Annotated in this window: 19 protein-coding genes; 16 read left to right on the top strand and 3 right to left on the bottom strand. The window is 36.3% G+C overall.

Annotated features, from left to right (window positions below; translation table 11 throughout):
- Positions 1-14: 14 nt before the first annotated feature.
- From ICE88_RS02895 to ICE88_RS02820, 16 genes are all read left to right on the top strand, one after another.
- On the top strand, positions 15-770 hold the full coding sequence (locus ICE88_RS02895) for a bifunctional 2-polyprenyl-6-hydroxyphenol methylase/3-demethylubiquinol 3-O-methyltransferase UbiG (RefSeq protein ID WP_216249142.1): 756 nt from the start codon (positions 15-17) through the stop codon (positions 768-770).
- The gene (locus ICE88_RS02890; protein ID WP_216249139.1) at positions 770-1,951 is read left to right on the top strand and encodes a glycosyltransferase family 4 protein; all 1,182 of its coding nucleotides are present in this window, start codon (positions 770-772) and stop codon (positions 1,949-1,951) included. The genes ICE88_RS02895 and ICE88_RS02890 overlap by 1 nt, the downstream gene beginning before the upstream one ends.
- An 8-nt stretch (positions 1,952-1,959) precedes the next feature.
- Positions 1,960-2,871 (top strand): NAD-dependent epimerase/dehydratase family protein, encoded by a 912-nt coding sequence (locus tag ICE88_RS02885; RefSeq protein ID WP_216249133.1) that lies wholly within the window; start codon positions 1,960-1,962, stop codon positions 2,869-2,871.
- 11 nt (positions 2,872-2,882) lie between these two features.
- Positions 2,883-3,980: a CDP-glucose 4,6-dehydratase gene (rfbG, locus tag ICE88_RS02880; protein ID WP_216249130.1), complete on the top strand. Its 1,098-nt coding sequence runs from the start codon at positions 2,883-2,885 to the stop codon at positions 3,978-3,980.
- Positions 3,968-4,387 carry a dTDP-4-dehydrorhamnose 3,5-epimerase gene (locus tag ICE88_RS02875; RefSeq protein WP_216249126.1) on the top strand — a complete coding sequence of 140 codons (420 nt, stop codon included), beginning with the start codon at positions 3,968-3,970 and terminating at the stop codon, positions 4,385-4,387. Before rfbG ends, ICE88_RS02875 begins: the two co-directional genes overlap by 13 nt.
- Before the next feature lie 6 nt (positions 4,388-4,393).
- A complete protein-coding gene (rfbF, locus tag ICE88_RS02870) occupies positions 4,394-5,155 on the top strand; it encodes a glucose-1-phosphate cytidylyltransferase (RefSeq protein WP_216249123.1) in 762 nt (253 codons plus the stop codon).
- Positions 5,136-6,104 carry an SDR family oxidoreductase gene (locus ICE88_RS02865; RefSeq protein WP_216249120.1) on the top strand — a complete coding sequence of 323 codons (969 nt, stop codon included), beginning with the start codon at positions 5,136-5,138 and terminating at the stop codon, positions 6,102-6,104. Before rfbF ends, ICE88_RS02865 begins: the two co-directional genes overlap by 20 nt.
- A complete protein-coding gene (locus ICE88_RS02860) occupies positions 6,101-6,898 on the top strand; it encodes a glycosyltransferase (RefSeq protein ID WP_216249117.1) in 798 nt (265 codons plus the stop codon). Before ICE88_RS02865 ends, ICE88_RS02860 begins: the two co-directional genes overlap by 4 nt.
- 7 nt (positions 6,899-6,905) lie before the next feature.
- The gene (locus ICE88_RS02855; RefSeq protein ID WP_216249116.1) at positions 6,906-7,865 is read left to right on the top strand and encodes an NAD(P)-dependent oxidoreductase; all 960 of its coding nucleotides are present in this window, start codon (positions 6,906-6,908) and stop codon (positions 7,863-7,865) included.
- The gene (locus ICE88_RS02850; RefSeq protein WP_216249113.1) at positions 7,858-9,000 is read left to right on the top strand and encodes a glycosyltransferase; all 1,143 of its coding nucleotides are present in this window, start codon (positions 7,858-7,860) and stop codon (positions 8,998-9,000) included. Before ICE88_RS02855 ends, ICE88_RS02850 begins: the two co-directional genes overlap by 8 nt.
- A gap of 196 nt (positions 9,001-9,196) precedes the next feature.
- Positions 9,197-10,255: a dTDP-glucose 4,6-dehydratase gene (gene rfbB, locus ICE88_RS02845; RefSeq protein WP_216249111.1), complete on the top strand. Its 1,059-nt coding sequence runs from the start codon at positions 9,197-9,199 to the stop codon at positions 10,253-10,255.
- 15 nt (positions 10,256-10,270) lie between these two features.
- On the top strand, positions 10,271-11,263 hold the full coding sequence (gene rfbD, locus ICE88_RS02840; RefSeq protein ID WP_216249110.1) for a dTDP-4-dehydrorhamnose reductase: 993 nt from the start codon (positions 10,271-10,273) through the stop codon (positions 11,261-11,263).
- A gap of 20 nt (positions 11,264-11,283) precedes the next feature.
- On the top strand, positions 11,284-12,186 hold the full coding sequence (gene rfbA / locus ICE88_RS02835) for a glucose-1-phosphate thymidylyltransferase RfbA (RefSeq protein ID WP_216249108.1): 903 nt from the start codon (positions 11,284-11,286) through the stop codon (positions 12,184-12,186).
- A gap of 5 nt (positions 12,187-12,191) precedes the next feature.
- Positions 12,192-12,740, top strand: coding sequence for a dTDP-4-dehydrorhamnose 3,5-epimerase (rfbC, locus tag ICE88_RS02830; protein ID WP_216249106.1), 549 nt, complete (start codon positions 12,192-12,194; stop codon positions 12,738-12,740).
- 464 nt (positions 12,741-13,204) lie between these two features.
- Positions 13,205-13,765 carry a sugar transferase gene (locus ICE88_RS02825; RefSeq protein WP_216249104.1) on the top strand — a complete coding sequence of 187 codons (561 nt, stop codon included), beginning with the start codon at positions 13,205-13,207 and terminating at the stop codon, positions 13,763-13,765.
- Positions 13,762-15,654: a nucleoside-diphosphate sugar epimerase/dehydratase gene (locus ICE88_RS02820; RefSeq protein ID WP_255535180.1), complete on the top strand. Its 1,893-nt coding sequence runs from the start codon at positions 13,762-13,764 to the stop codon at positions 15,652-15,654. Before ICE88_RS02825 ends, ICE88_RS02820 begins: the two co-directional genes overlap by 4 nt.
- On the opposite strand, the gene ICE88_RS02815 is transcribed toward ICE88_RS02820, so the two are convergent.
- Genes ICE88_RS02815 through ICE88_RS02805 form a run of 3 tightly spaced genes read right to left on the bottom strand, consistent with a single transcriptional unit; the run spans position 15,619 to position 18,751 of the window.
- Entirely contained in the window at positions 15,619-16,794 is a 1,176-nt protein-coding gene (locus ICE88_RS02815) for a glycosyltransferase (protein ID WP_216249102.1), read from the bottom strand. The genes ICE88_RS02820 and ICE88_RS02815 overlap by 36 nt on opposite strands.
- Positions 16,791-18,002 (bottom strand): O-antigen ligase, encoded by a 1,212-nt coding sequence (locus ICE88_RS02810; protein ID WP_216249100.1) that lies wholly within the window; start codon positions 18,000-18,002, stop codon positions 16,791-16,793. The genes ICE88_RS02815 and ICE88_RS02810 overlap by 4 nt, the downstream gene beginning before the upstream one ends.
- Positions 17,999-18,751, bottom strand: coding sequence for a glycosyltransferase family 25 protein (locus tag ICE88_RS02805; RefSeq protein WP_216249099.1), 753 nt, complete (start codon positions 18,749-18,751; stop codon positions 17,999-18,001). The genes ICE88_RS02810 and ICE88_RS02805 overlap by 4 nt, the downstream gene beginning before the upstream one ends.
- Positions 18,752-18,838 lie beyond the last annotated feature (87 nt).

Below are 18,838 nucleotides of genomic sequence, written 5' to 3'. Positions count from 1 at the left end.
ATTGGAATTGCAAGTTGAATCTAACAGATGTTGTTTTTTGGGAAAACTATTGGAAGGGAATTAAGTTGCCTGTGAAGGTTGATTTCAATTTTTCTTTTGATAGGACTCTTGCAAATGCCTTAAGTAAATATCTTCCAGATAGTGGCCACGTTTTTGAGGTGGGCTGTGCGCCAGGAAAGTGGCTTTCTTATGCTTCTGAGTCTGCTGGGTTGCGAGTTGGTGGCATTGAATATAGTGAAGCTGGAACATCTGCGACGCATAAAAATCTTGAGCTTCTTGGTATCAACGCCGACGCTGTAATTTCAGGTGATTTTTTTTTAGTCGAGCCTGATAAATATTACGACGTTGTAATGTCCTTTGGTTTTATAGAGCATTTTGATGATGTTGATGAGGTTGTTAAAAAGCATCTTGCTTGGTTGAAACCAGGAGGAATCTTGATTCTCGGGATTCCTAATTTTTCGGGATTTAATGGTTTTATTCAATCCATCTTAGATAAAGAAATCTTAGATAAGCATAATTTAAATATAATGAATTTGGATTACTTTAAGCGTCTTGCTATCAAATGTAATCTTCATCCATTGCTTGTTGATTACATAGGTTCATTTGAGCCTGCCCTAGCTATACCCAAATATAAATTTGGTAATCCTATTCAATTTTTCACTAGATGTATTCTTTTTGGTATTCGATTTTTGAGAAAATTTGAATTTTTTGATGGTCTGAATAGTAAATATTTCAGCTCGTATATCTTGGCCATTTATAGAAAAGCTTGATGTCAGTGAAAAAATTATTTGTATTTACAGAAAATTATGAGCAAGGTGGTGGGAATAGATATTTAGTAGATTTGGTGAACTCAGTATCTTTTAAATTTGAAGAAATATTGGTGTTTTCTAATAAAAAAGGAATCTTTCATACTGATCTTTCTAGATTTAATCGCGAAGTAAATTTGGCTACTTTATTTTTTATTACATCTTCATTAATCTTAAATAAATTTAAGCATTTAAATTCAAGGTTACTAAACTTTTATAAAATTTTATTTAATTTTCTTGACCCAATTCTATTAGCGTTAAATGTAATTTTTTTTCTACTGCCCCTAATCAGATCGAAGCCGAATAAGGTTTTAGTTTGCAATGGAGGTTATCCCGCTTCAAGGGCGTGTTTGGCAATGGTTATTAGCTCAAAAATTCTCTGCATTCCTGTCGTAATGAGCATTGTTAGTGCTCCTTTGCAAAGAAGAGCATTTGCTTTTTATTATGAAAAAATAATAGATCTTTTAATTTGGAATTGTGTTTCAAAAGTTATTGTTAATGCTAACTTTATTGCAGACCAATTAGTGAAGCTAAGGGGGCTGGCAGAAGTTAAAATAAGTGTTGTATATAATGGCTTGGAAAATATTAAACCACCAATTTTTTTGAAGAAAAATCAAAAAAAATTGGTAATTGGGTGTATTGCAAGAGTTGATAAAGAAAAGGGTGTCTTTTATCTCTTGCATGCATTTAATGTATTGGTGTCTAGAAACCCTTTTTTAAAGTTAGTTATCATTGGTTCTGGTAGCGCATTTAATCAACTATCTACTAAAGTGGATTCTTTGGGTTTAACAGATAAAGTTTCACTACCAGGACATTATTCTGGTGATATAACTTTGCCTCTTTCTAATTTTGATATTTATGTCTTTCCTTCATTGTGGGAGGGTTTCCCCTACAGCATTCTTGAAGCTATGCGTTCTGGGTGCGCTATAGTTTCTACAAATGTGGGAGGTATACCTGAGGCAATTACAAATGGCGTTGATGGAATCTTAATTGAGCCCGCATCTTCAGCAGATTTAGTTTTAGGTTTGACAAGGCTTATTGAAGATTGCGAGCTCCGTTATAAGTTATCCAGCAATGCTAGAAAAAAATTTCAAGAAAACTTTACTTTAAATCAAATGGCGTCTGCCGTTAGAAAAATTTTGTAGGAATCGAGATGCGTTTATCGATATTAGGAGCGGGATTTATAGGTTTAAATTTCATTAGATCTCCTTCATCTAAAGAATTTGATATAACCGTTCTCGATAGTAATCCATGCCCCATTGATCTGATTGGAAAAGTTAATTGGATTCAGGGTGATTTTTTTTCACAAGATAAATTGCTTGCCGCAATAAAAAATTCAGAAACTATTTTCCATTTTATATCTACGACAGTTCCTGGGGATGAGGTCGACGAGGCTTCTGAACTTGGATCGAATGTTGGGCAGACTTTGGCATTATTAAAGCTATGCCTCAAAGAGAAAGTTAAAAGGGTTGTTTTTATTTCATCGGCATCTGTTTATGGAATTCAATTTAGTGCGCCAATTTCTGAATTGGCACCAACAAATCCAATTAGTTCACACGGCATCAGCAAGCTAACCATTGAAAAGTACCTTGAGTTTTATAAATATAATTACGGACTAGATTGCAAAATACTTAGACTCTCTAATCCTTATGGTCCAGGTCAGAATGTAAAGGGTAGGCAGGGGTTTATTGCAATTGCAATTGGTAAAATAATGTCGGGAGAAAAATTAATTGTTCGAGGTGATGGCTCGATAGTTAGAGATTATATCTATATTGAGGATGTATCATCTGCTTTAAGAGAATTATCTCTTACGACTTCCGATATTTCATTATTTAATATTGGAAGTGGCATTGGATATTCTTTGAATGAGGTTTTACAAAAGCTTTCAGCTTTGATGGGTAAGTCAATTTTAGTAGACTATGGAGCTAATCGCTTTGTTGATATTCCATCTAGTATTTTGGATGTCTCTAGAGCTGGTCGGGTTTTAAAATATAAAACTCATTACACTTTCGATCAGGGTTTGTTGCTAACATTAGAGCATCATAAAATCAAGGTAACGGTATAGTTTGGTACAGAATGAATATGTTAAATAGTTTTTCTGGAAAAAGAGTTTTAGTAACCGGGCACACAGGATTTAAGGGCGCTTGGTTATGCTCATGGCTTTTAGATTTGGGCGCTGAGGTAGTCGGTATAGCATTGGATCCAATAACTGCTCCTTCTCATTTTTCCGTTGCCAACCTGTCCTCTAAAATTAAAGATTTGCGTATAGACATACGTGATAGTAGATCTTTAACGAAGGCATTTGTTGATGTCCAGCCAGATTTTGTTTTTCATTTGGCAGCACAAGCCTTGGTAAGGCGTTCATATGATGACCCCATTGAAACATGGCACACTAATGTTATCGGAACTTTAAATGTGCTTGAGGCATTAAGGGCTCTTAATAAAAAATGTGCGGCTATTATTATTACCAGTGATAAATGCTACGATAATGTTGAATGGGTTTGGGGGTACAGGGAAACTGATGCAATAGGTGGTCCTGATCCATATAGCGCCTCAAAAGGGGCAGCAGAATTGCTAATAAAATCCCATATAAAATCTTTCTTCCCAAAAGAAACTAGCCTTGTCAGAGTTGCTTCTGCAAGGGCTGGCAATGTTATCGGCGGTGGTGATTGGTCAGTTGATAGGATTGTTCCTGATTGTGTGAAAGCTTGGTCTGCAGGAGATAATGTTGAATTAAGAAATCCGAATTCAACTCGTCCCTGGCAACATGTTTTAGAACCATTAAGTGGATATTTGGTGCAAGCCATTTCTCTTTACCAAAACCATGAATTGCATGGCGAATCTTTTAACTTTGGTCCAATTGCACAACAAAATCATAGTGTTTTAGATTTGGTTAAAGAGATGGCTAAGTATTGGGATAAAGTAAGATGGTCTGATATTTCTGATAATGGTGGCGCACCATATGAATCTGGTTTGCTGAAATTGAACTGTGACAAGGCATTACATTATTTGAACTGGTACGCCGTAATGAATTTCGAGGAAACCGTTAAGATGACTGCAGAATGGTATGAGGCCTATTATCAAAGAAGCTCAAATATGTTTGAGCTAAGTCGTTCCCAAATAAATCAATACACATTAATTGCCAAAAAAGAGGGTATCGAATGGGCAGCGTAAATGATGTGTTGATAACACCTTTGCAAAAAATTGAAGCCGAAGGTGGCGACGTATTACATGCAATGAAATCTACGGATATTGGTTTTCAAGGATTTGGCGAGGCTTATTTTTCATGGGTTACTGGCGGCTCTATAAAGGCTTGGAAACGCCATAACATGATGACGATGAATCTGGTGGTGCCTATTGGTAATGTTAGATTTGTTTTTTTTTCAATGAAAGAGTGTAGGTTTAGAATTGAGGATATTGGAAGCGATCGCTATGCTCGCTTAACAGTGCCGCCTGGAATTTGGTTTGGATTTCAGGGCTTGGCTTCATACAATAGTTTGGTGCTTAATTTGTCTAATATAGTTCACGACCCTGATGAGGTTAGCAGGATGCAGTTATCTGAAATTCAATATTCTTGGTAATCAAATATGAAAGTTATTTTATTGGCTGGCGGTTTTGGAACTAGGCTTTCTGAATATACTGATGTAATTCCAAAACCTATGGTTCCTGTAGGGGGAAAGCCAATTCTTTGGCATATTATGCGAACCTATGCAAAATTTGGGCATAAAGACTTTTATGTTGCTCTTGGATATAAGGCGGAAGTAATTAAAGATTATTTTCTCAATTACCGAGCGCTCAACGCTGACTTTACTATTGATCTTTCATCGGGGAATATTTCACCTCATCAAATTAATCCTACTGACTGGAAAGTTACTTTGGTGAATACAGGTGATTCATCAATGACTGGTGGCAGAGTGAAACGTATGCAATCATTTATTGGTAATGAAACATGTATGCTAACTTACGGCGATGGTGTTGCTGATATTGACCTTGACAAATTATTAACCTTTCACCGCAGTCATGGGAAGATGGTGACTGTTTCCGCAGTAAGACCCCCCGCAAGGTTTGGTGAGCTCGAAATCTCTGGCGACCATGTAGAAAGTTTTAAAGAAAAACCCCAGCTTCATGAAGGATGGATCAATGGAGGGTATTTCATATTTGAACCCGCTTTTTTTGACTTTATTGACGGTGATGAGACCTTGCTAGAGCGTGAACCTTTGGAGCGTGCAACAAATGCTGGTGAGTTAATGGCTTATCGGCATGATGGTTTTTGGCATTGTATGGATACGAAGCGAGACCATGAGCTTCTAGAATCTCTTTGGACAAAAGGTGCTCCTTGGGCCGCTTAGTCAAATAATGCGCGTACTAATAACTGGTGGTTATGGTTACATAGGTGGAAGCTTGGCCAAGCATCTTTTTCATAGTGGCTATGAAATTATTCTTGGATCTAGAAATTTACATCCAGCACCAAATTGGCTACCTGAAGCAAGAAATGTTTTAATTGATTGGTTTGATTCATCAAGTTTAGAGAATGCCTGTGAAAATGTAGATGTAATCATTCACGCTTCTGGAATGAATGCGCGTGATTCAGAAAAGAATCCGACTAAAGCGCTTGAAGTGAATGGATTGTTAACGGGCAAGTTGATTGAAGCTGCTAAATCAAAAAAAGTGAAACGATTTATTTATCTATCAACAGCACATGTTTATTTAAGCCCTCTTTTGGGAAATATATCTGAGGATGTATGTCCTAGAAATCTTCATCCATATGCAAGCTCACATCTGGCAGGTGAAAATTTATTATTAGCTGATAATCAACTTACTGGAATTGTTTTAAGATTATCAAATTCATTTGGAGCGCCGGTAAAAAAAGATACTGATTGCTGGACCCTTGTAATTAATGATCTATGCCGGCAAGCGGTTGAAAAAAAGAATATTACGATTCGGTCTGACACATCGCAGTTGAGAGATTTTATTGCTCTGTCAGATGTCACGCTAGCTATTGAGCACTTTATCAATTTGCCATTGAAAAATAATATAGATAATGTATTTAATTTGGGCGGAAACCTTGTGCTTAATTTGCGGGAGGTGTCTGAGCTCGTTGCGACTAGGTGTTCTGTAATCTTTGGTTATAAACCAGGCATTAAATATACAGATCAATCTAAAGAATTTTCAAGATGTTTTTTAAATTATCAAGTTCAAAAACTTTTATCAACTGGCTTTAATTTGAAAAATCCAATTGAAAAAGAAATTGATGACTTACTTCTCTATTGCAAGAAAAACTTTAGCCTAACCTTATGAGTGAAAAAGCACCTTTAGTTAGTGTGGTTGTTACAACTTTTAATAGATGTGAAATGTTGGCTCAAACCATTAATTCTATTCTTGAGCAGACTTTTTCAGATTTTGAGTTGATTGTTGTCGATAATATGTCCGAAGATGGAACCTGCGAATATATTAATGGAATTAAAGATGGCCGTATTAGGTTCTTTAGAAACCATAACCACGGGGTCATTGCTAAAAATAGAAATTATGGGATAAGAAAAGCTGGAGGTATTTATATTGCTTTCTGTGATGATGACGATTTGTGGGTCAAAAATAAGTTAGATGTACAAGTCGCCATGATGAAAAATAATCAAGATTATGTAATGTGCTACAGTCAGGCAGAGTCGTTTCTTGATCATAAAACCATTAAAAAAACAATGATTCGTAGAACAGTTAAGAAATCACATTTCATCAGCTTACTTCAGGGTAACTTCATCCCTAACTCGAGTGTTTTGATTAAGAGAGACATCTTTCAACAGCTTGGTTATCTAAATGAGTCTTCTGAATTAAGGGAGGACTACGAAATGTGGCTTCGAGTAACCAGAAATTTCTTAATCGTTGGTACAAAGCAGGTTCTAATAAAATATCGTATACATGGATCTAACAGCGCTGGAAGTAGGGTTGCTGAAACAGGCAGAGCAATTAGAACTTTACGTAGTCTCATCCATCCTTTACGAATTCCTGTTTATTTATATTTGCCAAATTTACTTATTCAGTATTTAAAGCTCCTTTTTTATAAAATAATGGCTGTTCATCGCTCAGTCTGGGGATAATTTAAATATGAAAGCTCTGGTAACTGGTGGTAATGGCTTTGTAGGTCAGTTGCTTGTAAAAAAGCTCTTGAATAACGGAAACTCAGTTCGACTTTTATCAAGATCTACATCGCCAATTACAATTGATGATGTAGAAATAGTGATTGGTGATTTAACATCTGATAGAGATTTATCAGAAATTGCAATTGGTTGTGATGTAATTTTTCATTGTGCAGGTGAGATTGCGAATCAAGATAAGATGTTTGCGCTTAATGTTGAGGGAACGCGCAAACTTATTGATGCTGTTCATAAAGGTTATACATTTGATAGAAAGCCAAAGCATTGGGTACAGCTAAGTAGTGTTGGAGCTTATGGACCTTCAGTTACTCCTGGTGCCGAAAGAATTGTTGATGAACTATCGGACTCAAAGCCCGTTGGTACCTATGAGATAACTAAAACATTAGCTGATGAAATGATTATGGAGTCTGTTAATAATATTGGGATGACATACACTATACTCAGACCATCTAACATCGTTGGAACTTCGATGTCAAATCAATCTTTTTTTGGGCTTTTAAAAGCCATTGAGAAGCGTAGATTCTTCTATGTTGGTTCAAAAAAAACAATTTCAACATACATTCATGTTGATGATGTTGTGGATGCTCTTATAATTTGTTCAGTTAATAAAAAAGCATGCAACCAAATTTTTAATTTATCAAATGATTGTAATCTTTCAGAGATTGTTGATAGCATTTCTCACCATTCGGGCTTTAACCACAATTTTTTATGTGTACCAGAAAAGCCACTAAGAATTTTTGTCGGGGCTCTTTCAGGGTTTTTTCGATTGCCTCTTACTAAGAATAGAATTGATTCTTTGGTATCTAGAACAACTTATCCGTGTACAAAAATAAAGGACATGCTGGGATTTTCTCCTAAAAAATCTATCCCTGAATTTTCTATTGAGTACTCTAGATATTTAAATGGATAATCACAAGCCAAAAATTTTTTTTGTTGCAACTGTTGAATTTGCGGTTAATGCCTTTTTGCTGAGTCATTTACAAAGGCTTTCATGTTTCTATGATTTAACAGTAATTACTAATACTTCTGACCCTATTTTTTTAATAAAAAAAGGAGTAAATGTAAAAGTAATTCCTTTGAAAATTTCTAGACACATAAGTTTAGCTAGTGATTTATTTTGTCTACTTTATTTAATTTATCTTTTTTTAAAAAATAGACCGATGGCAGTCCATTCAATTACGCCTAAATCTGGATTGCTTGCCATGTTGGCCGCATTTCTCACTCGTATTCCTCTGAGAGTGCATAGTTTTACAGGCCAGATTTGGGTTAATGACAGTGGGATTCGAAGATATTTTTTAAAGACTGTTGATTTTTTAATTGGTAAGTTGACAACGATTAATATGATTGATAGTCCATCTCAAAAAGACTTTTTAGTTAAGCAGAATGTATTGTATGAAAAAAAATCAATTGTATTTGGCTCAGGCTCTGTGTCTGGTGTAAATATCAAGCGATTTTTGCCAAATGTCGATATTTTTAATGAGGTTAGGTTTGAGCTTTCAATTCCTCGTGATGCATTTGTATTTATTTATCTGGGAAGGCTTAATAAGAGTAAAGGTATACTTGATTTAGCTGAAGCTTTTTCAAGAATAAATAATAATCTGGCGTACATGCTTATTGTTGGTCCTGATGAGGGGTCCTTTAGGGAACAGGTTAAATCATTAAACCAAGCCCACCTTTTCCGTTTGCGATTTATTGACTTAACTCTTGAGCCTGAGCGATATTTGGCAGCCTCAAATGCATTGTGTTTGCCAAGCTATAGAGAGGGTTTTGGCAATGTTGTTATTGAAGCTGCAGCAACAGGGCTTCCCGCTATAGCATCTAATATTTACGGTATATCAGATGCCATTTTGAATCAAGAGACGGGGTTGTTGCATAAGGTTGGAGATATCGAAGATATTGTCTGCTGTTTAGAGAGATTTTTGAATAATCCGCAGGAAGTGGCTCGTTACTCTTATGCTGCTAGAAGTAGAGTTCTTGATAAATTTAATTCCGATATGCTAACTGAATATTGGCTAAATTTTTATAGGTGTCATTTATCAATTTAATTGGCAAGCAAAAAATATGTTCTGCGAACCATCTTTATATTGAGCCATATATTTTTATATTGTTTCAATAACTTTACCAAATTAACTCCTTGATTTTTTATTATAAAGCGGGATATCCTGAAAATCTAATTCAAATAAATCATTTCTTTATGATAAATTTCTAAATTTTATACACATTTAATCAAGCGTTAAAACTATGATTTTAGTTACTGGCGGTGCAGGTTTTATTGGCGGGAATTTTGTGTTGGATTGGTTGGCTAATCCAAGTGCAGAAGGCGTTGTAAATTTGGATAAGCTAACGTATGCCGGTAACTTGGCAACTCTTCAGTCTCTTGAGAAAGATGCTCGGCATATTTTTGTTCATGGTGATATTGCTGATTGCAATTTAGTCTTATCTTTATTAAATAAATATCAGATTCGAGCAATCATTAATTTTGCTGCTGAGTCTCATGTAGATCGGTCAATTCATGGGCCTGCTGACTTTATTCAGACTAATGTCTTGGCGACTTTTAATCTTCTTGAGGCTAGCCGTACTTATTGGTCTGAATTAGCTCAAAAGAATCAGCAAAATTTTCGGTTCTTACATGTCTCCACTGATGAGGTTTATGGGTCACTTTCTTCCACAGCTCGCCCTTTTTCGGAAAAAAATCCATATGAGCCGAATAGCCCTTATTCAGCCTCTAAGGCAGCTTCCGACCATCTTGTTCGTGCTTGGTATCACACCTATGGTTTGCCTGTATTAACAACCAATTGCTCTAATAACTATGGACCATATCATTTCCCGGAAAAGTTAATACCTTTAGTTATTATGAATGCCTTGGCGGGTAAATCTCTACCGATTTATGGTGATGGTCAGCAGATTCGTGATTGGTTGTATGTTAAGGATCATTGTGCAGCTATTCGTCGAGTCTTAGAAAATGGTAAAACTGGAGAGGTCTATAACGTAGGTGGTTGGAATGAGAAGTCAAACCTTGATGTAGTCAATACCATTTGTAGTATTTTGGATGAATTAAGACCTAAAACAGATGGTGCTCCCTATGCTGCACAAATTACATATGTGAAAGATCGCCCGGGGCATGATCGACGCTATGCCATCGATGCTAGAAAGATTGAGCAAGACTTGGGTTGGAGGCCTTCTGAATCTTTTGAAACTGGAATTCGTAAAACAGTCCAGTGGTACCTCGACAATCAAGATTGGACGGAGGGCGTTCTCAGTGGTGCTTATCGCGATTGGTTAAAAAAACAATACTCATGAGAGATATAAATTTATATGCTTTACTCATCTCTTAAACTGTTTAATTTAAATCAGCCAATACTAATTTTTGGTCGAGATGGCCAAATAGGTAAATCTTTGCAGGAATATTTTAATCATTTAAAGGTGCCTGTCATATTTTTAGGGAGATTAGACTGTGATTTATCTGATGAGCTAGCCATTAAAAAAATTCTTAATCATTATTCTCCAAGCATAATTATTAATGCTGCGGCTTATACAGAAGTTGATAAAGCTGAAAGTGAAATTCAGCTTGCTTTTGCCGTCAATGCCAAAGCTCCGGAGGTTATGGCGCGTTACATTGCAAATGTACCGCATGGAATTTTGGTGCATTATTCTACCGATTATGTTTTCGGAGATACAAAAAAAACAGCCTACTTTGAAACAGATTCAACAGGTCCGATAGAGAAATTAAGTATCTATGGGCAAAGTAAATTAGCTGGGGAAAAAGCTGTGGAGGAGGTATTTAATTTTGGCCAAGATTCTAGGTACGCAAGTGCTCAGGATAATCTTTCCAGATATTTCATCTTGCGAACTTCATGGGTATATGGTGATGGCGGTAATTTCATTCTAACAATGTTACGTTTGGCAGCTGAGAAAGATCAACTAAGAGTGGTGTGTGATCAATTGGGTGTACCTACTTCTGCTAAGTGGTTGGCTGAAATTGGAGTGCAAATAGCTAACTCAAAGAGTGAGTCAGGAATTTATCATGCAGTACCTGATGGCAAAACCTCTTGGTATGAATTAGCTATTTTTATCATTGAGGTGGCTGCTTCTGTTGGTAGGAGAGTTAAGGTCAATGAAAAGAACATCTTTCCTATACCTGCGATAGATTACCCATTGCCTGCCAAAAGACCTTATAACTCTAGTATTAATAACTCTAAGCTAAAGCGAGCTCTATCTAAGTTAGAATTTTCTAGACAATATCCTCATTGGCAAGAGCAAGTCGAAGATTATGTGAGACATCACGTTATTTTTAATATAAAAAATTGATGAATAAAAGATAAGAAATTATGATTACAACACTATCTAATAATAGTAAGCGCAAGGGGATTATTCTGGCTGGTGGCTCAGGTTCACGCTTATATCCAGCAACATTTGCAACTTCTAAGCAACTCATGCCTGTTTACGATAAACCGATGGTCTATTATCCGTTAACAACTTTGATGCTTGCTGGAATTAAAGATATTTTGTTAATTTCAACCCCACACGATACTCCACGTTTCATCGAGCTTTTAGGCGATGGTTCTCAATGGGGTATTCAGATTGGATATGCTGTGCAACTAGCTCCTGATGGCGTAGCCCAAGCTTTTATTATTGGAAAGGATTTTATTGGTAACAATCCCTCAGTTCTAGTGCTTGGCGACAATATTTTTTATGGACATGAGTTGGTTAAGCAGTTACATTTTGCAAACCATCAAACTGCCGGTGCTACGATATTTGCATATCAAGTCAATGATCCTTGGCGTTATGGCGTTGTTGAGTTTGACGAAAGATTTAAAGCAGTTTCTATTGAAGAAAAACCCTCAAAACCTAAAAGTAATTATGCGGTTACAGGTTTGTATTTTTACGATGAACAAGTTTGTGATATTGCCGCGAGTCTTCAGCCAAGTGCTCGTGGCGAACTGGAAATTACGGATATCAATAGTAAGTATATGGAATTAGGTCATTTGCACGTGGAGTTGATGGGGCGAGGTTATGCTTGGTTAGATACAGGCACCCATGATTCTCTTTTAGATGCATCGAGCTTTGTAGCGACTTTACAAAAAAGGCAAGGCTTGATAGTGGCTTGCCCTGAAGAAGTCTCATATCGCCAAGGTTGGATAAACGCAGAGCATGTTTTAAAGTTAGCGGCTTCACTTAAAAAAAATGATTATGGCCGTTATTTAGAAAAAATATTGATGGAGAAGATTTAATGCCAATGACTGTTACACCAACAGCAATACCCGATGTGCTTGTTATTGAACCTAAAGTCTTTAGTGATGGTCGTGGTTGGTTTTTTGAATCATTTAACGAAAGAGATTTTTCTGATGCAGTGGGTCGGCAAATTACTTTTGTCCAAGATAATCATTCCTTTTCAAAAAAGGATGTGCTCCGAGGTTTGCACTATCAAACACGACAAACACAAGGTAAGTTGGTAAGTGTTTATCGAGGGGTGGTCTTTGATGTGGCCGTCGATCTTCGTCAATCATCAAAAACTTATGGTCAATCGGTTGGAATTGAACTTACCTCTGACAATAAAAAAAAACTTTGGGTTCCTGAGGGTTTTGCTCATGGATTTTTGGTGTTATCTGATGAGGCTGAATTCTTATACAAAACAACTGATTATTGGGATCCTGGTAGTGAGCAATGCATTGCTTGGAATGATTCTGCATTGAATATTCAGTGGCCAAAGATTGATGGAGTTCCAATTATGAATATTAAGGACTTGCAAGGTTTGTCATGGAGCCGTGCGCCTAAATTTGATTAGGCTGAATTAATACTGTTTTTAGCTTTAAATCTTAGTATTTCACATAAAATTTGGTGGTATCTAGCCATATCAAACCAGTCGTATTATCAGGAGATTCTAAAACTTGTTTTAGGTCAACTTTGCGCGAGGCTTGTCTTAAGTCATTTGTGCGGCTAATTGAAGATAAAAATATTTTAGGGTTAACAATTGACAGGGTCAAAAAGCGGGGCCTTATCCGAATGTACTAAAAATGGTGATAATTCTTCGTATCTTGAGTATTTATTAGTTTTATCACTCAATGGTAAAATAAGTTTTGATGCTAATTTCTTTTGGAGCTAAATGGTCGTAACACAGCTGCTGGACTTGCTGGTGCAATTCTAACGCTAAGTGTTACTAGTTCTAATTTGCCACTCTTTGTGATTAGGTAATTTTATGCTAGATGTTGATGTATTTTTATCAACAATACAGTCTGACTTTGCTGCAATATGAAAAGACTGTTTGACTTATTTTTATTGCTACTGCTATTACCTTTGGTATTTTTGCCAGCTGTGATTGTTGCTTTGTTGATTTTGATGCAATCCGGATTCCCAATTTTGTATTGGTCAGACAGAGTGGGAAAGGCGAATCAAATATTCAGAATGCCGAAATTCAGAACAATGTTGCTCAATACCCCTGCTGTTTCAACTGATCAACTACATAATCCGACTAATTACTTAATTCCGATGGGTGGTTTAATCAGGAGATTGAGCTTAGATGAATTACCACAACTTTGGTCAATATATAAGGGTGAGATGTCATTTGTAGGACCAAGACCTGCGCTCTTCAATCAATATCATTTGATAGAGGATAGAACCAGGCTTCAAATAAATACTCTACTCCCCGGTTTAACTGGATGGGCTCAAGTCAACGGTCGTGATGACCTAACTGATCAGAAAAAAGTTGCTTATGATCATGAATATCTACAGCGCCAGTCGCTACTGTTTGATATCAAGATTATTGGATTAACTATATTAAAAGTTATGAAAAGTGATGGGGTGGCACATTGAGTAAAAAACAAATGCCAGCTTTTTTACAAAATCTATTTATTGAGATGCCTCGGCCACTAAAGAAGACTTTTGTTTTAGTTGTTGATAGCATGCTGATTTTATTAGCGACTTGGCTCGCTTTTTCGTTGCGACTTGATAGTTGGGAGATTCCAAAAAGCAATCATTATGGGGCCTATTACTTATCACTGTTATTTTCTTTACCAACTTTTATCACTTTTGGATTGTACAAGGCCATTTTCCGTTATGCAGGTCAATTTACAATTATTGCTATAGCAAAGTCCTCAGCTTTTTATGGTTTGATGCTATTTTTTGCACTAAATCTACTCTTCAAGCCTGAAGAAATTCCACGCAGTATTGGTATTATTCAACCATTATTAGCTTTTCTATTGGTTAGTACAAGTAGGTTCTCTGCTAGATTTTTATTAGGTCAGGTCTACCGTAATATTTTTGCGTATCAAGAGAGGCCTAAAGTCTTAATTTACGGGGCAGGTCAATCAGGAAGGCAGGCTGCTTATTCAATCCGGGCAGCGGAGACAATGAAGGTAGTCGGTTTTGTTGATGACAATAAAACATTGCAGGGGGGTACAATTGATGGCTTAAAAGTGTATGGAGCAGAGCAACTCTTGCAATTAAAAGAAGTAGCTGGCGTGAGTGACGTTTTATTGGCACTGCCTTCTACAAAAAGATCACGCAGGTGTGAAATTCTGGCTGAACTATCAAGACATCATGTGCACGTGAGATCTCTTCCTAATCTAGCAGATTTTGCCGATGGCACATTGCATCTCAGTGATTTAAAAGAAGTCGATATAGATGATTTGTTAGGTAGAGATGTGGCTCTTCAGGTAGACGTTAATGACACCCTTCATGAAGATAAAGTTGTTTTAGTTTCTGGTGCTGGCGGTTCGATTGGTAGTGAATTATGCCGACAAATTATTCTTTTGAAACCTCAAAAAATAGTTCTATTAGAACATAGTGAATTTAATTTATATGCCATTGAGCAAGAGCTATCTCACCTGATTAAACAACAAGATTTAAAAATTGACTTGATTCCTAAGTTGGGCAGTGTTTTGGATGTAAAGAATCTAACAGATCTTTTGAAGTCGGAAAAAGTTCAGATTATTTATCATGCCGCGGCTTATAAGCATGTACCCCTGGTTGAATCTAATATTGCTACATCAATTAATAATAATGTTTGGGGAACTCTCAATCTTGCTACGATTGCCCTTGAATTAGGTATTGAGAAGTTTATTCTGATTAGTACTGATAAGGCTGTTAGGCCAACCAATGTAATGGGAGCCAGTAAGCGTATCGCAGAAATGATTCTTCAATCTCTAACTGAGCGCAGCTCAAACACATGTTTTTCAATGGTTCGATTTGGCAATGTGTTGGGTTCATCTGGATCCGTGATTCCTCTATTTAGAAAGCAAATTCAAGATGGTGGCCCAGTCACTTTAACGGACCCTGAGGTCACTAGATACTTCATGACAATTCCCGAGGCGGCACAGCTAGTCTTGCAGGCAGCAAGAATGTCCCAGGGTGGGGAAGTATTTATTTTGGATATGGGTAAACCCGTAAAAATTATAGATTTAGCTAAGAAATTAATCGAATTATCTGGATTAAGTTTAAAAGATGAACTGAATCCTAATGGTGATATAAAAATTCAAATTACTGGATTGAGGCCTGGAGAAAAACTTTATGAAGAATTATTGATTGGAGATAATCCTGAGCCCACTAATCATCCTAGAATCATGAAGGCTAGAGAGAGTTTTATTGCCTGGAATCAATTAGAGTTGGTGCTAGCCGAACTGCATGAAGCTATCTCAATCAATGATGAGTCAGCAATAAAAGTTCATTTAAGACTTCTGGTTGCTGGCTATATCTCTCAATAGACTCATCATTTGCTCAGCTATTTTTGGTGATGAAAATTTTTCTACAAATAGCTTTGATTCTTCCGAATAATTTTTCCTGTGACCAGCATTATTACTCATTTCGAGCATCGCTTTGCCAATCTCATGGGGGTTATCTTCGGTGAACGCAATTAGTTTGCCTAATCTACCATGTTGAAGGATGTCGGTTGGACCAGTTGGGCACGCAAGAGAAATAATTGGGCAGCCTAATGCCATAGCCTCCAATAAGCTAACAGGAAAACCTTCTTCGCGCGAGCTCATTACAAAAGCCCCTGCTTTTGCCAAATATGGATGCGGATTAGTTTGATAACCCAAAAATAAAACATTTTCCATTATTGCTAAATCAGCACTTAGTTGAGTTAAGATATTTTTATCTTCGCCATCCCCAACAATCACTAGCGGCCATGTGCACCCAAGTTCCTTTGCTAATTTGTAAGACCTCAGTAGTAATGCAATATTTTTTTGGTGAGTCAATCTTGCAATTGATATAAAGTATTCGCCAGCGGTAATTTCAGCTGGCAGTTTGACTGGCTCTTCTGACTTTTTAATTAAGAGAGGCAGGTTAATGGGATTAGGTAAAACAATTAATTTATCTTTAAGGTGTGGCCATACATAGCATGCCTCTTGATACATTTCATCACATAAAACTACTAATTTTTGATAATGATGTAGGCGCTCTCCTATTCGACGAAGCTTATTGGCTCCTCCATTTCTGAAGCGTTTAGGCCTAAAATGAAAAACCCCAATTTTTGGTGCATTAATTAGGTGAGCTGATCTTAATAAAGATAAATCATAATCAACAACAATGTCAGCTTGGTGCCGATTGATATTTTCTGCAATTAGGCTATGTATCTTTAGTAATCCAATTGAATCAATTAGTTTATGGAAAATACTTTTTCTTCTGTTCATGTGTAGATTTCCCCAAAAACTTATTCGAGGTAAAGCGCAGTCATGAGTTACGATTGAGTTGATTTCATCTAGAAATTGACTTTTAAAATCAAGCTCATAAATTTGATGAAGAATGTACTGATTAACTGCTGGGGGTAACTCTAATAATATATTAGAAAGGGCACGCTCAATGCCATGTTTACCAAAAACACCGGTATTAAAAATTATCTTCATTTTTCAGGAGAAAGCATAGCGCCAAGCCAAAACCAAATGAAATGGCCTTCATGAAATGTTGAAAAATGTGAGTTAGCAAGGCTTGTGGCACACCAGCTTGTAAGCACTCCTAAACCAATTAATCCAAAAGGTTTCGACACATTTTTTGCAATGAACGCACTAAAAATAATACTTAAGAAAATTACAAGACCAAGAATACCTTGCTCCACAGTTATTTTTAGATATTGATTATGTGGGTCATTTGTTTTTGTAGCGGCAGGACCGGTTAGATTTTTAATTTCATTTTCTAAACCCTTCTCAAAGGAGCCTGTACCGATGCCGAAAATTGGATTTTTCTTAATCATATTTAAACTATGTTGCCACCAGTAGTGACGAACGCCCATTGAGCCAGCATCACCCTCGGTTTTGAGTTGGGTGAATTCATTGACGCCTAATTGAATACGCTCCCTAGAAGTTTTGGAGGACATGAACATTCCTAGTAGCATGGCTAAAACTAGGGTGATTATTATTGATTGCTTATAAAAACTAAATTCACGCACTCTTTGAAGGGTGTAAATCACAATGAGTGTGGCAACTACTAGATATCCACTTCTGCCAAAAGTGATGGTCATGATGTTGAATAGGGTTAGTCCAGTAAATATATAGAGTAAAACTTTGTTTTGACGAGATGTTGTGTTGCCATCTTGAAAAATTAATGCTACGAAAATGGCTATACCGAAAAACATACCTTGGGTTGCATGATTTTTTATAATAATTCCAGGAACATCCTTATGGTAGAAGAGTTCCGGTATAAAGTAACTAAAATACGACCATATTAGGCAAAGTGTTGAAGTTGCTAGAAATGTTTTTAGCAAAAAACTTTTATCTTTTGCTGTAGAAATTGCGCAAAAAACAAATGGAAGAATGATAATTTTTCTCCAGCCAAATACCATCCCCCAGGCTTCATTAATTGGCCCTATACTATACGTTGCACCTATAATAATAATTCCATAGAATGTTAAAGCCGCGACAATAAGTGGTGATTTTAAGTTTTGAACGAATCTAGCTCTCAAGTCCTTTGAGATAATTACTGTAATAATCAAGATGGACTCTAAGATGTTTACTGCCGGCGCTGAAAAAAATAGTGCCACTAAAAGAGCAGCGGAAATCCATGGTGATGCATCTAAGCATATTTTATTAACGGAGTGTGATTGAATAAAGATTTTCATGGCTGTTTGAAGATTTTTATAAAGTTATAGTAAGCCTGCGGAAAAGTTCTGCGTTTAAATTTTTTCCATTTAAAAATAAGATTGTTAATTATTGGACTTTTACGAGCTCTACTTTTATCTAAAGTTGTTCTAAAGAGACCAAAGACACTTCCTTGAGTAACTAAAGATTTTTTAGGCCAATAATGCGCAATAGAGCAATCTTGATCAATTTTTACAGTTGCATGATCGGCTGGAAGTGAAATTTTGTTGATATTTAACCATTCTAACCTGGCTTTTACTGCGTCTAAATCAGTTATGTACGCTTCGGCAGTTGGCATATTTAACTTAAAAAAATAATCATCATTTGAGAAAAAATTTTTAGGGACTTTAGTATCTGCTCCGCCTAAAAAAATTAAGTATTTCTGTGGTATTCCTCTAATTTTTTGTAATATTTCTATAACTTTCTTTGGGAAATCGGCATCTAAAACAACGTCATCTTCAAAAACTAAAATTTGTGGGTGATTTTTCTCTAGACATTTTCTCCATGCAGCAATGTGCTTGAGTGTGATTGATTTGGCAGCTTTAGAGAGCTTGGAGTTTTGTGAAAAATGTTGATAATCATCTGTGGGAGATATTTGATCGATGTCATATTCAAAAATGAATTCAAATTTTAGATCATGCTTTGCCATTTCTTTTTGAATATGGCTAATTCTATCTGTAAATGTTTTTACAGATAGAACATAAATGGGAGGTAGAGGCGGGGATAACACTTTTAAAGTATACGCTTGATGGTTGAAGTATTATAAGGCAAATGTTTTTTTGATTATTTAACTTTAACTCAACACTTATCTGCATTT

The sequence above is a fragment of the Polynucleobacter sp. AM-26B4 genome, from assembly GCF_018882285.1.
In the GTDB taxonomy this organism is placed as follows: Bacteria; Pseudomonadota; Gammaproteobacteria; order Burkholderiales; family Burkholderiaceae; genus Polynucleobacter.
The sequence above is the reverse complement of the archived record's forward strand: the minus strand, read 5'-3'. Positions and strand labels throughout refer to the sequence as shown.

Bases quoted from the DNA above. Each gene is read 5' to 3' on its own strand.
- rfbF (WP_216249123.1), top strand. From the start codon at position 4,394: ATGAAAGTTATTTTATTGGCTGGCGGTTTTGGAACTAGGCTTTCTGAA.
- ICE88_RS02885 (WP_216249133.1), top strand. From the start codon at position 1,960: ATGCGTTTATCGATATTAGGAGCGGGATTTATAGGTTTAAATTTCATT.
- ICE88_RS02875 (WP_216249126.1), top strand. From the start codon at position 3,968: ATGGGCAGCGTAAATGATGTGTTGATAACACCTTTGCAAAAAATTGAA.
- ICE88_RS02815 (WP_216249102.1), bottom strand. From the start codon at position 16,794: ATGAAGATAATTTTTAATACCGGTGTTTTTGGTAAACATGGCATTGAG.
- ICE88_RS02855 (WP_216249116.1), top strand. From the start codon at position 6,906: ATGAAAGCTCTGGTAACTGGTGGTAATGGCTTTGTAGGTCAGTTGCTT.
- ICE88_RS02860 (WP_216249117.1), top strand. From the start codon at position 6,101: ATGAGTGAAAAAGCACCTTTAGTTAGTGTGGTTGTTACAACTTTTAAT.
- ICE88_RS02850 (WP_216249113.1), top strand. From the start codon at position 7,858: ATGGATAATCACAAGCCAAAAATTTTTTTTGTTGCAACTGTTGAATTT.
- ICE88_RS02810 (WP_216249100.1), bottom strand. From the start codon at position 18,002: ATGAAAATCTTTATTCAATCACACTCCGTTAATAAAATATGCTTAGAT.
- rfbC (WP_216249106.1), top strand. From the start codon at position 12,192: ATGACTGTTACACCAACAGCAATACCCGATGTGCTTGTTATTGAACCT.
- rfbB (WP_216249111.1), top strand. From the start codon at position 9,197: ATGATTTTAGTTACTGGCGGTGCAGGTTTTATTGGCGGGAATTTTGTG.
- ICE88_RS02890 (WP_216249139.1), top strand. From the start codon at position 770: ATGTCAGTGAAAAAATTATTTGTATTTACAGAAAATTATGAGCAAGGT.
- ICE88_RS02825 (WP_216249104.1), top strand. From the start codon at position 13,205: ATGAAAAGACTGTTTGACTTATTTTTATTGCTACTGCTATTACCTTTG.
- rfbA (WP_216249108.1), top strand. From the start codon at position 11,284: ATGATTACAACACTATCTAATAATAGTAAGCGCAAGGGGATTATTCTG.
- rfbG (WP_216249130.1), top strand. From the start codon at position 2,883: ATGAATATGTTAAATAGTTTTTCTGGAAAAAGAGTTTTAGTAACCGGG.
- rfbD (WP_216249110.1), top strand. From the start codon at position 10,271: ATGCTTTACTCATCTCTTAAACTGTTTAATTTAAATCAGCCAATACTA.